Below are 14,704 nucleotides of genomic sequence, written 5' to 3'. Positions count from 1 at the left end.
GGATGTAGACGCTCACCTACCATCCGCTTACGCCAACCGTACAAGCAGGTAATTCGATGGCTTCCCGTGAAATCTGGTCGCTGGCCGGTACGTTCAGTACCTGGGTCAAGGGCTTTTTCATTCTGCTGATCCTGAGCCTCTGCGCGTTGCCGCTACAGGCCAGGGAATACGAAGCCGAGCAGCAGCGTCTCGACAAGTTCTTCCCCGGCGCAAGCGTCTCTGCAGCCGAGGGCGACTACCAGGTCCGCACGATCACCAAGGGCGACGAGATCCTTGGCTATGCCTTCCAGTCCATCAACGTGGTGGACATCCCCGCCTATTCCGGCAAACCCATCAACATGCAGGTGCTGCTCGACCCTCAGGGCGTGATCGTCGATGCCTACGTGCTCGAGCACCATGAACCGATCCTGCTGATCGGCATCCCCGAAGAAGAGCTGCACGCCTTCAATGCCAAGTACCAGGGTATCCACGTTGACCAGCGCGTGGTTGTCGGCCGTTCGCGGGACGAGAATGCGGTCACCATCGATGCGGTCACTGGTGCCACCGTCACGGTGATGGTGGTCAACGAGATCGTCATGCGCGCGGCGCATGACGTCGCGGTGTCGCTGGGGCTGGTGGAGAGCAACGCCGGCGTCGCGCAGAAGCCGGCCACCGTCCGCGCGGATTACTACGAACAGGCGACCTGGAACGACCTGACCGGCAACGGCGCGATCCGCCGGCTGCACCTGACCAAGGGCGAGATCGACGAGGCGTTCAAGGGCACCGAGGGCGAAGGCATCGACGAGGCGGCGGCAGATGAGGTGCAGGACACCTTCATCGACCTCTACGCCACGCATCTGAACCCACCGACCATCGGCCGCGCGCTGCTCGGCGATGCGCACTACCGCACGCTGATGGACGAGCTCAAGCCAGGCGAGCACGCCATCGCGGTGATGGGCAGCGGTGAGTACTCGTTCAAGGGCTCGGGCTATGTGCGCGGCGGCATTTTCGATCGGGTCCAGTTGCGCCAGTTCGGCAATGTCATCAGCTTCCGCGACATGGACTTCCAGCGGCTGGACGACGTCTATGCCGAAGGCATGCCCGACTTCAGGGAAATGGCGATCTTCATCGTCCGCGAGCATGCGGCGTTCGATCCCGGTTCACCCTGGACGCTGGAGCTGCTGGTGCGCCGCCAGACCGGCCCGATCAGCGGCATGTTCACCAGCTTCGAGCTGCCCTACCAGATGCCCGAGCAGTACATCGAGCGTCCGCAGCCGACCGCCGAGGAGCTGGCCGCCATCGAAGAGGCCAACCGGCCGATGTGGGTCAACATCTGGTACCAGAAGTCATTCCAGATTGGCGTGATCCTCGCGGCGCTGGGCCTGCTGACGGTCATCCTGTTCCTGCAGGACAAGTTCACTCAGCGGCCGCGGTTCCTGCACTGGCTGCGTCGCGGCTACCTGGTGTTCACCGTGGTGTTCATCGGTTGGTACGCGCTGGGGCAGCTGTCGGTGGTCAACGTGCTGACCTTCGTCCACGCGCTGTTCCAGGATTTCCGCTGGGAGCTGTTCCTCTCCGATCCGGTGATCTTCATCATCTGGACCTTCACCGCCGCCAGCATCCTGCTCTGGGGCCGTGGCGTGTTCTGCGGCTGGCTGTGCCCCTTCGGCGCGCTGCAGGAGCTGATCAACGAAGCCGCACGCAAGCTGAAGATTCCGCAGTACGAGCTGCCCTTCGCGGTGCACGAGCGGCTCTGGGCGATCAAGTACATCGTCCTGCTGGTGCTGTTCGGCATCTCCCTCGAGTCGATGATGATGGCCGAGAAGGCCGCCGAGGTGGAGCCGTTCAAGACCGCCATCACCCTCAAGTTCGACCGCCAGTGGTGGTTCGTCGCCTACGCGGTGTTCCTGCTGGTCATCAACATCTTCACCCGCAAGGTGTACTGCCGCTACGTCTGCCCGCTGGGGGCGGCGCTGTCGATCAGCAGCAAGGTGCGCCTGTTCGACTGGCTCAAGCGGCGCCCCGAATGCGGCAGCCCCTGCCAGCTGTGCGCCAAGGAATGCGAGATCCAGGCCATCCACCCGGATGGGCACATCAACCACAACGAGTGCCATTACTGCCTGGACTGCCAGATGACCTACCACAACGAAAACAAGTGCCCGCCGCTGATTCTGAAGAACAAGCGCGCCAAGCGCGGCAAGAAGGCACCGGCCGACCCGTCGCTGATTCCCGTAGTGCAAGTGGTGGAACCCTGAGCCGTCGCCGCAGGCGAGGTGCTCGATCGATGTGTTTGAAGCAGATGTCCCAAAGGAGCGAAACCCCATGAGTGACAAGAGCAAGAACAATCCTGAGGTGCTGGAGAAGGGCGGCATGAGCCGTCGTGGCTTCCTCGGCGCCAGCGCGGTTACCGGCGCGGCCGTTGCGGCCACAGCCTTCGGTGGCGCGGTGATGAGCCGCGAGTCCTGGGCCGCAGCGGTCAAGGAAGCGCGGCAGAACATCCACGTCGCGCCAGGCGAACTGGACGACTACTACGGCTTCTGGAGCGGCGGCCACCAGGGCGAAGTGCGCGTGATGGGCGTCCCGTCGATGCGCGAACTGATGCGCATCCCGGTGTTCAACGTCGACTCCGCCACCGGCTGGGGCCTGACCAACGAAAGCCGCGCGATCATGGGCGACAGCGCCAAGTTCCTCAACGGCGACTGCCACCACCCGCACATCTCCATGACCGACGGCAAGTACGACGGCAAGTACCTGTTCATCAACGACAAGGCCAACACCCGCGTCGCTCGTATCCGCCTGGATATCATGAAGTGCGACAAGATGATCACCGTGCCGAACTGCCAGGCCATCCACGGCCTGCGTCTGCAGAAGGTGCCGCACACCAAGTACGTGTTCGCCAACGCCGAATTCGTCATCCCGCACCCGAACGACGGCAAGGTCTTCGATCTGCAGGATGAAAACAGCTACACCATGTACAACGTCATCGACGCCGAAAAGATGGAGATGGCCTTCCAGATCATCGTCGACGGCAACCTCGACAACACCGACGCCGACTACACCGGCCGCTTCACCGCTGCCACCTGCTACAACTCGGAAAAGGCCTACGACCTCGGCGGCATGATGCGCAACGAGCGCGACTGGGTCGTGGTATTCGATATTGAGGCGGCGGAGAAGGCGGTCAAGGCCGGCAAGTTCATCACCCTTGGCGACTCCAAGGTGCCGGTGCTCGACGGCCGCAAGAAGGCCGAGAAGGACAGCCAGTTCACCCGCTATATCCCGGTGCCGAAGAACCCGCACGGCCTGAACACCTCGTCCGATGGCAAGTACTTCATCGCCAACGGCAAGCTCTCGCCGACCGTGTCGATGATCGAAATCGCCAAACTGCCTGACCTGTTCGCCGACAAACTGGCCGATCCGCGTGACACCATCGCCGCCGAAGTGGAACTGGGCCTCGGCCCGCTGCACACCACCTTCGACGGTCGCGGCAACGCCTACACCACCGTGTTCATCGACAGCCAAGTGGTCAAGTGGAACATGGCCGATGCGGTTCGCGCCTACAAGGGCGAGAAGGTCAACTACATCAAGCAGAAGCTCGACGTGCACTACCAGCCGGGCCACATCCATGCCTCGCTCTGCGAAACCAGCGAAGCCGATGGCAAGTGGCTGGTCGCGCTGTGCAAGTTCGGCAAGGACCGCTTCCTGCCGACCGGCCCGCTGCACCCGGAAAACGACCAGCTGATCGACATCTCTGGCGAGGAAATGAAGCTGGTACATGACGGCCCGACCTATGCCGAGCCGCACGACTGCATCATGGCCCGTCGCGACCAGATCAAGCCGAAGAAGCTCTGGGACCGCAACGATCCGTTCTTCGCGCCGACCGTGGAAAGGGCGAAGAAGGATGGCATCAACCTGGAAACCGACAACAAGGTCATCCGCGACGGCAACAAGGTGCGCGTCTACATGACGTCCATGGCGCCGGCGTTCGGCGTGCAGGAGTTCACCGTCAAGCAGGGCGACGAAGTCACCGTGACCATCACCAACATCGACCAGATCGAAGACGTGTCCCACGGCTTCGTCATGGTCAATCACGGTGCGAGCATGGAGATCAGCCCGCAGCAGACCTCTTCCATCACCTTTATTGCAGACAAGCCAGGGCTGCACTGGTACTACTGCAGCTGGTTCTGCCACGCGCTGCACATGGAAATGGTCGGCCGCATGATGGTCGAGCCCGCTTAAGCTGCTCCAGTCATCGCCCGTTTGCGGTCGGGCGATGGCGTCGTGATGTCGCGAAGGGCTTCGGCACGCTGCCGCGGCCCTTCCGGCAGCCACCGTCTGCCTGGAAGCTGAAGAAGGTCAAAACGCAGTGTTCAAAGCTCAGGCTGGTTATTTCTCGCGATACCCCGCAGCCATCATGTTGCTGCTTTTTTTGAGTGGTGCGGCCCAGGCGGCACCGCAATCCATCACGACGCTGCCGCTGCAGCCCGACGGCGAGAACCGCTGGCGCCTGCCTGCCGGTGAATATCAGGGCCAGTTCAGCATCGCGCAGTCGATGCAGCTGCGCTGCGAGCCGGGCGCCGTCATCCGGTCCCAAGGCCAGGGCAGCAGCCTGCTCATCAGCGCGCCCGACGTCGCCGTCGAAGGCTGCACGCTGCGCGACTGGGGCTCCGATCTCACCGCCATGGACTCGGCGGTGTTCGTCCTGCCGGCCGCGCCTCGAGCGCTGATTCGGAACAACCGCATGCAGGGGCCGGGCTTCGGCGTTTTCGTCGATGGCGCCGCCGACGTACAGGTGATCGGCAACGAGATCGTCGGCGAGGTGGACATTCGCTCGCAGGATCGCGGCAACGGCATTCACCTGTTCGCGGTGAACGGTGCACGCATCGTCGGCAATCGGGTGCGTGACGTCCGCGATGGCATCTACATCGACACCTCCAACGGCAACCACCTGGAGGCCAACGTCCTCGAGGATCTGCGCTATGGCGTGCATTACATGTTCGCCAACGACAACAGCGTGATCGACAACGTCACCCGCCGTACCCGTACCGGCTACGCACTGATGCAGAGCCGCAAGCTGATCGTCACGGGCAACCGCTCCGAGCAGGATCAGAACTACGGCATCCTGATGAACTACATCACCTACTCGACCATCACCGGCAACTTCGTCAGCGACGTGCAGCGTGGCGATACCGGTGGCGACAGCATGATCAGCGGCGGTGAGGGCAAGGCGCTGTTCATCTACAACTCGCTGTTCAACACCATCGAGAAAAACCACTTCGAGAAGAGCTCGCTGGGCATCCACCTGACCGCCGGCTCCGAAGACAACCGCATTTCCGGCAACGCCTTCGTCGGCAACCAGCAGCAGGTCAAGTACGTGGCGACCCGCACCCAGGAATGGTCGGTGGACGGCCGTGGCAACTACTGGAGCGATTACCTGGGCTGGGACCGCAATGACGACGGGCTGGGCGATGTCGCCTACGAACCCAACGACAACGTCGACCGGCTGCTCTGGCTCTACCCGCAGGTGCGCCTGCTGATGAACAGCCCGAGCATCGAGGTGCTGCGCTGGGTGCAACGTGCCTTCCCGGTGGTCAAGTCGCCGGGCGTGCAGGACAGCCATCCGCTGATGAAGCTGCCCACTGAAGAACTCCTAACCGAAAAGCAGGAACCAACGTCATGAACGCCGTCGAGATCCAGGGCGTAAGCCAGCGTTACGGCAGCATGACCGTGCTGCACGATCTGAACCTGAACCTCGGTGAGGGCGAGGTGCTGGGGCTGTTCGGCCATAACGGCGCCGGCAAGACCACCAGCATGAAGCTGATTCTCGGCCTGCTCGCGCCGAGCGAGGGCCAGGTGAAAGTCCTCGGCCGCGCGCCGAACGATCCGCAGGTGCGCCGTCAGCTCGGCTATCTGCCGGAGAACGTGACCTTCTACCCGCAGTTGAGCGGCCGCGAAACCCTGCGCCATTTCGCTCGCCTGAAGGGCGCGGCGCAGAGCCAGGTGGACGAGCTGCTCGAGCAGGTCGGCCTGGCGCATGCCGCCGATCGCCGGGTGAAGACCTATTCCAAGGGCATGCGCCAGCGTCTCGGCCTGGCCCAGGCACTGCTCGGCGAACCGCGCCTGCTGCTGCTCGACGAGCCGACGGTGGGCCTCGATCCGATCGCCACCCAGGACCTCTACCTGCTGATCGACCGCCTGCGTCAGCGCGGCACCAGCATCATTCTCTGTTCCCACGTGCTGCCGGGCGTCGAGGCGCACATCAACCGCGCGGCGATCCTCGCCAAGGGTCGCCTGCAGGCCGTAGGTAGCCTGTCGCAACTGCGTGCCGAGGCCGGGCTGCCGGTGCGCATCCGTGCCAGTGGCGTCAGCGAGCGCGACAGCTGGCTGCAGCGTTGGACCGATGCCGGGCACAGCGCCCGTGGTCTCAGCGAATCGAGCCTGGAAGTGGTTGCGGTCAACGGCCACAAGCTGGTGCTGCTGCGCCAGCTGCTGGGCGAGAGCGAGCCGGAGGACATTGAGATCCACCAGCCGTCGCTGGAAGACCTCTATCGCTATTACATGGAGCGCGCCGGTGATGTGCGCGCCCAGGAGGGTCGCGTATGAACCAGGTCTGGAACATCGCCCGCAAGGAACTCAGCGACGGCCTGCGCAACCGCTGGCTGCTTGCCATCAGTCTGCTCTTCGCGGTGCTCGCGGTGGGTATCGCCTGGCTGGGCGCCGCGGCCTCCGGCCAGCTTGGCTTCACCTCGATTCCGGCGACCATCGCCAGCCTGGCCAGCCTCGCCACCTTTCTAATGCCGCTGATCGCGCTGCTGCTGGCCTATGACGCCATCGTCGGCGAGGACGAGGGCGGCACGCTGATGCTGCTGCTGACCTATCCGTTGGGGCGCGGGCAGATCCTGCTCGGCAAGTTCGTCGGCCACGGGCTGATCCTCGCCCTGGCGGTGCTGATCGGCTTCGGCTGCGCGGCGCTGGCCATCGGGGTGCTGGTCGAGGGTGTCGAACTCGGCATGCTGTTCTGGGCGTTCGGCCGCTTCATGATCTCCTCGACGCTGCTCGGCTGGGTATTCCTCGCCTTGGCCTACGTGCTCAGCGGCAAGGTCAACGAGAAGTCCAGTGCCGCCGGGCTGGCGCTCGGCGTGTGGTTTCTTTTCGTGCTGGTGTTCGACCTGGTGCTGCTCGCGCTGCTGGTGCTCAGCGAGGGCAAGTTCAATCCCGAACTGCTGCCCTGGCTGCTGTTGCTCAACCCCACCGACATCTACCGGCTGATCAACCTGTCCGGCTTCGAGGGCAGCGGCAGCGCCATGGGCGTGCTCTCGCTCGGTGCCGACCTGCCGGTGCCGGGCGCGGTGCTCTGGCTCTGTTTGCTGGCCTGGGTTGGCGTTTCGCTGTTGCTGGCCTACGGCATCTTCCGCCGTCGGCTGGCCTGAATTCATGAATCAAAAAGGAAATCCTCTATGAACGCACTGCATCGCATCGGCGCCGGAACCTTCCTCGCTCTGCTGCTTGCTGTCGGCCTGGCCGGCTGCGGCGAGAAGGAAGAGGTCGAGCAGGCGCTGGACCCGGTGGCCTTCCACGACAGCGACGAATGCCATGTCTGCGGCATGATCATCAGCGACTTCCCCGGGCCCAAGGGGCAGGCGGTGGAGAAGGGTGGGGTAAAGAAGTTCTGCTCCACTGCCGAGATGCTCGGCTGGTGGTTGCAGCCGGAAAACCGCCTGCTCGACGCCAAGCTGTACGTGCACGACATGGGCCGTAGCGTTTGGGAAAAACCGGATGACAGTCATTTGATCGACGCAACCCGCGCCTACTATGTGGTCGGCACGTCGCTCAAGGGCGCCATGGGTGCGTCGCTGGCGACCTTCGCCGAAGAGCAGGCCGCCATGCGTCTGGCCGAGGAACACGGTGGCCGCGTGCTGCGTTTCGATCAGATCGATCAGGCGCTGCTGCAGGAAGCGGCGAGCATGCAGCACGGCGGCATGCACGAGCACATGCCCAGCGATGCACACAACGCACACCAGGGGCACTGAGGCGTACTCAGTGGCCGCAACCACTCTTCCGACACATTCGAGGTAAGCACAATGATGGGTATCAGCGTCTGGCAACTTCTGATCATTCTTCTGATCGTCGTCATGCTGTTCGGCACCAAGCGCCTGCGTGGCCTGGGCTCCGACCTGGGCAGCGCGATCAGCGGTTTTCGCAAGTCGGTGAGCGACGGTGAAACGACCGCGAGCAGTGAGACGGTGAAGCAGGAACTCAAGTAGGCGCGTCTGCCTCCTGCGGCGCCGGTTCACGTGCCGGTCGCCGCTCCGAGGCCTGCCGGCGCCTGTCCGCGCTTGCAGGTCAGCTTCGTATCCCCGCACGGCCGCATGGCCGCCTTGCACCGCAACGGTGCATCTTCGAGCGGGTCTTCGGCGCCGCACGTCACTTTCCCGCCGCCTCGGAAAAAAGCTGATTGCAATCAAGTCTGCCGAGGGCTCCTACCCTGTAGAAAGTAACCCTGGCTCCCGCTTTCTGGAGCGCTCATCTGCCCGTTGCGCCCATGACTATGCGCTACGGGACATGGCAATACTGGAGGCCTTCCGTGCAAGTTATCGACCGGCGAAAAGCCCTGAGTATCCCGCCTATCTGGCGGCTCGCGTTTCGCCCCTTCTTTCTCGTCGGCAGCGTCTATGCGCTGCTGGCGATTCCGCTCTGGGTCGCCGCCTGGACCGGGCTCTGGCCGGGCTTTCAGCCCACCGGCGGCTGGCTCGCCTGGCACCGTCACGAAATGCTGTTCGGCTTCGCCATGGCGATCGTCGCCGGCTTCCTGCTGACCGCGGTACAGACCTGGACCGGGCAGACCGCGCCCTCCGGCAACCGTCTGATGGGGCTGGCGCTGCTCTGGCTGGCGGCACGCCTGGGCTGGTTGTTCGGCCTGCCAGCCGAGTGGCTGGCGCCGCTGGACCTGCTGTTCCTGCTGGCCCTGGCCTGGATGATGGCGCAGATGCTCTGGGCGGTGCGGCAGAAGCGCAACTACCCGATCGTAGTGGTGCTGGGCCTGATGTTCGGTGCCGACCTGCTGGTGCTGAGCGGCCTGCTGCAAGGCAGCGATGCCCTGCAGCGCCAGGGCGTGCTGGCCGGCCTCTGGCTGGTGGCCGCATTGATGGCGCTGATCGGCGGGCGGGTGATTCCGTTCTTCACCCAGCGCGGGCTGGGCAAGGTCGAGGCGCTCAAGCCCTGGGTATGGCTGGATGTCGCCCTGCTGGTGGGCACCGGTGTGATCGCCCTGTTGCATGCAGTTGGCATCGCCATGCAGCCACACCCTGTACTGGGCCTGTTGTTCGCGGCTATCGGCGCCGGCCATCTGCTGCGTCTGGCGCGCTGGTATGACAAGGGCATCTGGAAGGTCGGCCTGCTCTGGTCGTTGCACCTGGCGATGCTCTGGCTGGTGGTCGCGGCGTTCGGCCTGGCGCTCTGGCATTTCGGTCTGCTGGCGCAGTCCAGCCCGTCGCTGCATGCGCTGAGCGTCGGCTCGATGAGTGGCTTGATCCTGGCCATGATCGCTCGGGTGACCCTCGGCCACACCGGTCGGCCGCTGCAGTTACCGGCGGGCATCGTCGGGGCCTTCGTGCTGTTCAACCTCGGTACGGCTGCGCGGGTATTCCTCTCGGTCATCTGGCCGGTCGCCGGGCTGTGGCTGGCAGCGGCCTGCTGGGCACTGGCCTTCGCACTCTACGTCTGGCGCTACGCGCCGATGCTGGTCGCGCCCCGTGTGGATGGACACCCGGGCTAACAGCGCAAGTCGCAATCGGCAGGTGCCGCCGCACCTGCCACACCTAACCAGCTTGAAAACCGCTGCCTCTGGCGAGGCGGCCTGTGACTCGACACGTGTCGAGCTCGGAGATGATGAATGAAAAGCGAGTTTCAGGATCGTCTTGCGGTCGTGACCGGTGCCAGCTCCGGAATCGGCCTGGCACTGTGTGCTGCCCTGTTGCAGCGGGGGGCCCAAGTGCTGGCGATGTCGCGCAGCCTGGGCGGTCTCGAGGCGCTGTTGGCCACGCATCCGGAGCAGCTGCAATGGCTGCGTGGCGATGTCACTTCGGCCGAAGACCTGGCCGAGCTGGGCCGGCGCGCGGCCCAGCTCGGCCCCGTGCATTACCTGGTGCCCAATGCGGGCATCGCCGAACTGGCCGATGGCCTCGACATGGCGGCCTTCGACCGGCAGTGGGCAGTCAATGGCGCCGGTGCGCTGAATACCCTCGCGGTCATGCGTAACGAGCTGGCCAAGCCGGCTTCGGTGGTGTTCGTCGGCACCTTTCTGATCCGTTCGACCTTCCCCGGACTGGCCGCCTACATCGCCAGCAAGGCGGCGTTGGCGGCGCAGGCTCGTACGCTGGCGGTGGAGTTCGCGCCGCTGGATGTACGCATCAACATGGTCTCGCCAGGGCCGACCGCTACCGCGATCTGGGGCACGCTGGGACTGACCGACGACCAGCTCGAAGGCGTTGCCGATGGCGTTACCAAGCGCCTGCTGCCGGGGCATTTCCTCGAGTCCGCGGCGGTCGCCAACGTCATCCTGTTCCAGCTCTCGCAAGGCGCGCGCGGCGTGTTCGGTCAGGACTGGGTGGTGGATAACGGCTACACCATCAGCTGAGGGATACCCGCATGTGGTTCAAGTGGAAGCGCAGCGCGGTACGCCTGGAGCAGGAGCTGCGCGCGTTGCAGGCCAGTCACGCCGAGCAGTCGGCGCGCGTCGCAGCGCTGGAACAGCAGCTGCAGGTGGCCGAAGCCGCCAGCCAGCAACGCCAGCGACAGCTCGACTATTACCGCGGCGTGTCGGAAAAGCTGATTCGCTTCAGCACCTCGGTGGCCCATCTCGGCGAGTCGTTCGAGTTTCTCACCGGGCAGCTGGGCGACAACAAGGCCCGCGCCGACGAGGTCGCCAGCGCGGCGCTGAGCAACCAGAAGCATTTCAGCGAGCTGCAGGGCAAGGCAGCCGAGATGGAGGAGGGCCTCGGCCTGGCTTCGCGCAAGGTCGATACCCTTGCCGAGCGCTCGCAGGAGATCAACGGCATCGTCGATCTCATCAGCGGCATCGCCAGCCAGACCAACCTGCTGGCGCTGAATGCGGCGATCGAGGCGGCACGAGCCGGCGAAGCCGGGCGCGGGTTTGCGGTGGTCGCCGGGGAGATTCGCAGCCTGGCGGAAAAGACCGCGCTGGCGACCGATGACATCGTGCGCAAGATTGGCGAAGTGCAGGCCGAAATCCGCAACGTGCATGACTACATCCAGCTGCAGGGCAGCCACGCCAAGGGCTTCAGCCGAACCACCGAGGTCGCGGTCGAGGCGATGCGTACGCTCTACCAGCTGGCCGGGGCGATGCGTGCGAGCAGCGCCGCGTCTTCCTTCCGGGCCGGCATCGAGCTGGCCAATCTCGACGAGCTGTCGCTGAAGTTCGTGGTCTACAACCACCTGCTGAGCGACCAGACACAGCCGATTCCGCAGCTGCCGAGCGAGCGCGACTGTCGTTTCGGTCGCTGGTACTACGGCGAGGGCAACCGCGATATCCAGGCGCTGGACTGCTTCCGCCAGATCGAGCGGCCGCACACGGCAGTGCATGCTCAGGGGCAGGCTGCGCTGAATGCATTCGCCGAGAACGCTCTGGAAACCGCGCTGCGTCACCTCGGCCAGATGGAGGATGCCAACCTGGAGGTGATGCGCATCGTCACCGCGGTGGTCGATCAGTTCGAGCAAGGGACGAGCCGCGCGGCTTGATGCTTCAAGTACCTGCGCGCTTCGCGCATGAACTGCTGTTAGTACAAAAATATTGCGCTTATCGAGCAATACTATTCGTTAGATAACATTTAACCCGCCGCAGACAATGCGCACGCATTCCGTCTGCGCGGCAATCCGCCGCGCTCGATATGAACCGATCCCAGGAGGAGCGGCGAGCGGATGCGGCGTGCCGGTCCGTCGACCATTGCCAGCGCTGCGCTGGCAGATCTCGATGTTCGTTTCCTGGGCGCCCGCGTCGGCCGCCTGGCGAGCATGAGCGAACTGCACAACAGTCCCGAACCGATTGCCTACAACTACCACGTGGTGCGCCAGTTCACCCTGATGACGCTGGTCTGGGGTGTGCTCGGCATGGGCCTCGGCGTCTTCATCGCCGCTCAGCTGGTCTGGCCGCAGCTGAACTTCGATCTGCCCTGGACCAGCTTCGGCCGGCTGCGACCGATCCACACCAATCTGGTGATCTTCGCCTTCGGTGGCGGCGCGCTATTCGCCTCGTCCTTCTACATCGTCCAGCGCACCAGCCATGCCCGACTGATTTCCGATCGGCTGGCCGCCGTGGTGTTCTGGGGCTGGCAGGCAGCCTGCGTGGCAATGCCGATCAGCTACGCGCTGGGCTACACCACGTCCAAGGAATACGCCGAGATGGAGTGGCCGATCGCGCTCTGGGTGACGCTGATCTGGGTGCTCTACGCCTATCTGTTCTTCGGCACCATCGCCCGCCGGCGCATCCGCCACATCTACGTCGGCAACTGGTTCTTTGGCGCCTTTATCATCGTTACCGGCATGGTGCACATCATCAACCATGCCCTGATCCCGGTGAGCCTGCTCAAGTCCTATTCGATGTACTCGGGGGCCACCGATGCGATGGTGCAATGGTGGTACGGGCACAGCGTGGTGGGCTTCATTCTCTCGGTCGGCTTTCTCGGCATGATGTACTACTTCGTGCCCAAGCAGGCCGGGCGGCCGATCTACTCGTACCGCCTGTCCATCGTGCACTTCTGGGCGATCATCTCGATCTACATCTGGGCCGGCCCGCACCACCTGCACTACACCGCGCTGCCGGACTGGGCGCAGAGCCTGGGCATGGTGATGTCGATCATCCTGCTGGCGCCGAGCTGGGGCGGCATGATCAACGGCATGATGACCCTCTCCGGTGCCTGGCATAAGTTGCGCACTGATCCGATCCTGCGCTTTCTGGTGGTCTCCCTGGCGTTCTACGGCATGTCGACCTTCGAAGGCCCGATGATGGCGATCAAGACGGTCAACGCGCTGTCGCACTACACCGACTGGACCATCGGCCACGTACACGCCGGGGCGCTGGGCTGGGTGGCGATGATCTCCATCGGCTCGCTGTACCACCTGATTCCACGGCTGTGGGGGCGCGAGCAGATGCACAGCATCGGCCTGATCAACGCGCACTTCTGGCTGGCGACCATCGGCACCGTGCTCTACATCGCCTCGATGTGGGTCAACGGCATCACCCAGGGCTTGATGTGGCGCGCGGTCAACGAAGACGGCACGCTGACCTACTCCTTCATCGAGGCGCTGGAAGCCAGCCATCCCGGCTACATCGTGCGCATGACCGGCGGCGGCATTTTCGCCTGCGGCATGCTGCTGATGGCGCTGAACACCTGGCTGACCGTGCGCACCCGCCGCGACGAGCGCGTGCCGCAGGCAGCGCCGCTGCTGGCCAGCTGAACGCCCGGGCAGCTATCTCGCTCAAAACCGGTCCAGGGACGGACCGCTCCACCGCCCGCCGGGCGGTCTCTCCGATTTCGACACAAGCAGGACCAATGCACGACTCTTTCGCCCTCTGGATTCGCTCGTTCCTTCCCGCCCCGCTGAATGCTTCGCCGAAGGAGTGGTTGCGCGCCGCCCTCGGCGTCGCCATCGTCATGCCGCTGGTGTTCTGCAGCGGCTACATGCTGGTCGGCAGTTCGTTGACCCTGCAGATCATGGGGCCAGCCGGCGCCTCGGCGGTGCTGGTGTTCGTCGCCTCGTCCAGCCCGTTCGCCCAGCCATGGGCGGTTCTGGTTGGCAATCTGCTGGCGGCGCTGATCGGCATCAGTCTGGGCATGAGCGGCTTGCCCAGTATCGCCTCGCTGGCGCTGGCGGCTTGCCTGTCGCTGCTCTGTCTGTTCTATCTGCGCTGCCTGCATCCGCCGAGCATCGCGCTGGCGCTGGTGGCGGCGGTGGGCAGCCCGGAGCTGCATCAGCTGGGTTACGCGCTGGTCGGGCCAGTGCTGTTCTATTCGGCGCTCCTGGTGACGGTCGCGCTGGTCTACAACAACCTGACCGGGCATCCCTATCCGAAGCCGCGGCTGAGCCGCGAGAACAGTCATCACACCCGCGACCTGCCGCCGGGCGAGCGCATGAGCTTCACCCATGACGACGTTGACCGGGCGCTGCAGGAATTCGGCGAGTATGTCGACGTCACCCGTGACGACCTCGAACGACTGATCAAGCAGACCGAGAAGCACGCCCTGCGGCGCAGCATGGGCGAGATCACCGCGGCGCACGTGATGTCACGCGATCTGTACTGGCACACGCCGGATACCTTCATCGAGCAGGCCTGGCAGACCCTGCAGTTGCACCGGCTGCGCTCGCTGCCGGTGGTGCAGGGCGACGACCATCGGCTGGTCGGCATCGTCACCCAGGTGGACCTGCTCAAGCACTTCCACCCGCGGCCGGGGCGGCTCAGTTTCGGTCAGCTGAACTTCCTGCGCGGCACCAAGCTACGCGCGATCATGAGTTCGCCAGTAGTCTCGGTGACCGCCGATACGCACATGGTCGAACTGGTTTATCTACTCTCGGATCGCGGCCTGCACTGCCTGCCGGTGGTCGATGCGCAACAGCGCCTGGTCGGCATGATTACCCAGACGGATCTGATCGCCGCGCTGTACCGCAACTGGCTCAAGCAGCTGCCGGACTGAGCGGCCACGAGTCCGGCGCG

General features: G+C 64.4%; 12 protein-coding genes. All 12 read left to right on the top strand.

The annotated features are described in order from the left end of the window. Positions 1 to 56: 56 nt before the first annotated feature. The 12 genes from nosR (at position 57) to NAO55_RS08205 (ending at position 14,684) form a co-directional block, all read left to right on the top strand. Positions 57 to 2,234 (top strand): transcriptional regulator NosR, encoded by a 2,178-nt coding sequence (nosR, locus tag NAO55_RS08260; RefSeq protein WP_102838630.1) that lies wholly within the window; start codon positions 57 to 59, stop codon positions 2,232 to 2,234. Between the two features lie 67 nt (positions 2,235 to 2,301). Then, the gene (gene nosZ, locus NAO55_RS08255) at positions 2,302 to 4,215 is read left to right on the top strand and encodes a TAT-dependent nitrous-oxide reductase (protein WP_041016029.1); all 1,914 of its coding nucleotides are present in this window, start codon (positions 2,302 to 2,304) and stop codon (positions 4,213 to 4,215) included. Positions 4,216 to 4,342: 127 nt separating this feature from the next. Continuing rightward, on the top strand, positions 4,343 to 5,656 hold the full coding sequence (locus NAO55_RS08250; RefSeq protein ID WP_102838629.1) for a nitrous oxide reductase family maturation protein NosD: 1,314 nt from the start codon (positions 4,343 to 4,345) through the stop codon (positions 5,654 to 5,656). Further along, entirely contained in the window at positions 5,653 to 6,579 is a 927-nt protein-coding gene (locus NAO55_RS08245) for an ABC transporter ATP-binding protein (RefSeq protein ID WP_102838628.1), read from the top strand. The genes NAO55_RS08250 and NAO55_RS08245 overlap by 4 nt, the downstream gene beginning before the upstream one ends. Then, positions 6,576 to 7,406, top strand: a complete 831-nt coding sequence (locus NAO55_RS08240; protein WP_102838627.1) for an ABC transporter permease — start codon at positions 6,576 to 6,578, stop codon at positions 7,404 to 7,406. The genes NAO55_RS08245 and NAO55_RS08240 overlap by 4 nt, the downstream gene beginning before the upstream one ends. Before the next feature lie 27 nt (positions 7,407 to 7,433). Next, on the top strand, positions 7,434 to 8,006 hold the full coding sequence (locus NAO55_RS08235) for a nitrous oxide reductase accessory protein NosL (protein WP_102838626.1): 573 nt from the start codon (positions 7,434 to 7,436) through the stop codon (positions 8,004 to 8,006). Positions 8,007 to 8,057: 51 nt separating this feature from the next. Continuing rightward, positions 8,058 to 8,240 carry a twin-arginine translocase TatA/TatE family subunit gene (gene tatA, locus NAO55_RS08230; protein ID WP_014597691.1) on the top strand — a complete coding sequence of 61 codons (183 nt, stop codon included), beginning with the start codon at positions 8,058 to 8,060 and terminating at the stop codon, positions 8,238 to 8,240. A 320-nt stretch (positions 8,241 to 8,560) separates the two neighbouring features. Further along, positions 8,561 to 9,751: an NnrS family protein gene (locus NAO55_RS08225; RefSeq protein ID WP_102838625.1), complete on the top strand. Its 1,191-nt coding sequence runs from the start codon at positions 8,561 to 8,563 to the stop codon at positions 9,749 to 9,751. A 117-nt stretch (positions 9,752 to 9,868) separates the two neighbouring features. Beyond that, a complete protein-coding gene (locus NAO55_RS08220; protein WP_013983992.1) occupies positions 9,869 to 10,612 on the top strand; it encodes an SDR family NAD(P)-dependent oxidoreductase in 744 nt (247 codons plus the stop codon). Positions 10,613 to 10,623: 11 nt separating this feature from the next. Continuing rightward, positions 10,624 to 11,733, top strand: a complete 1,110-nt coding sequence (locus NAO55_RS08215; RefSeq protein ID WP_102838624.1) for a methyl-accepting chemotaxis protein — start codon at positions 10,624 to 10,626, stop codon at positions 11,731 to 11,733. Between the two features lie 273 nt (positions 11,734 to 12,006). Continuing rightward, positions 12,007 to 13,449, top strand: coding sequence for a cytochrome-c oxidase, cbb3-type subunit I (ccoN, locus tag NAO55_RS08210; protein ID WP_102839648.1), 1,443 nt, complete (start codon positions 12,007 to 12,009; stop codon positions 13,447 to 13,449). 95 nt (positions 13,450 to 13,544) lie between these two features. After that, positions 13,545 to 14,684 carry an HPP family protein gene (locus NAO55_RS08205; protein WP_102838623.1) on the top strand — a complete coding sequence of 380 codons (1,140 nt, stop codon included), beginning with the start codon at positions 13,545 to 13,547 and terminating at the stop codon, positions 14,682 to 14,684. The last annotated feature ends 20 nt before the right edge of the window (positions 14,685 to 14,704 follow it).

It is taken from the genome of Stutzerimonas frequens, assembly GCF_024448335.1.
Classification (GTDB): domain Bacteria; phylum Pseudomonadota; class Gammaproteobacteria; order Pseudomonadales; family Pseudomonadaceae; genus Stutzerimonas; species Stutzerimonas frequens.
The sequence above is the reverse complement of the archived record's forward strand: the minus strand, read 5'-3'. Positions and strand labels throughout refer to the sequence as shown.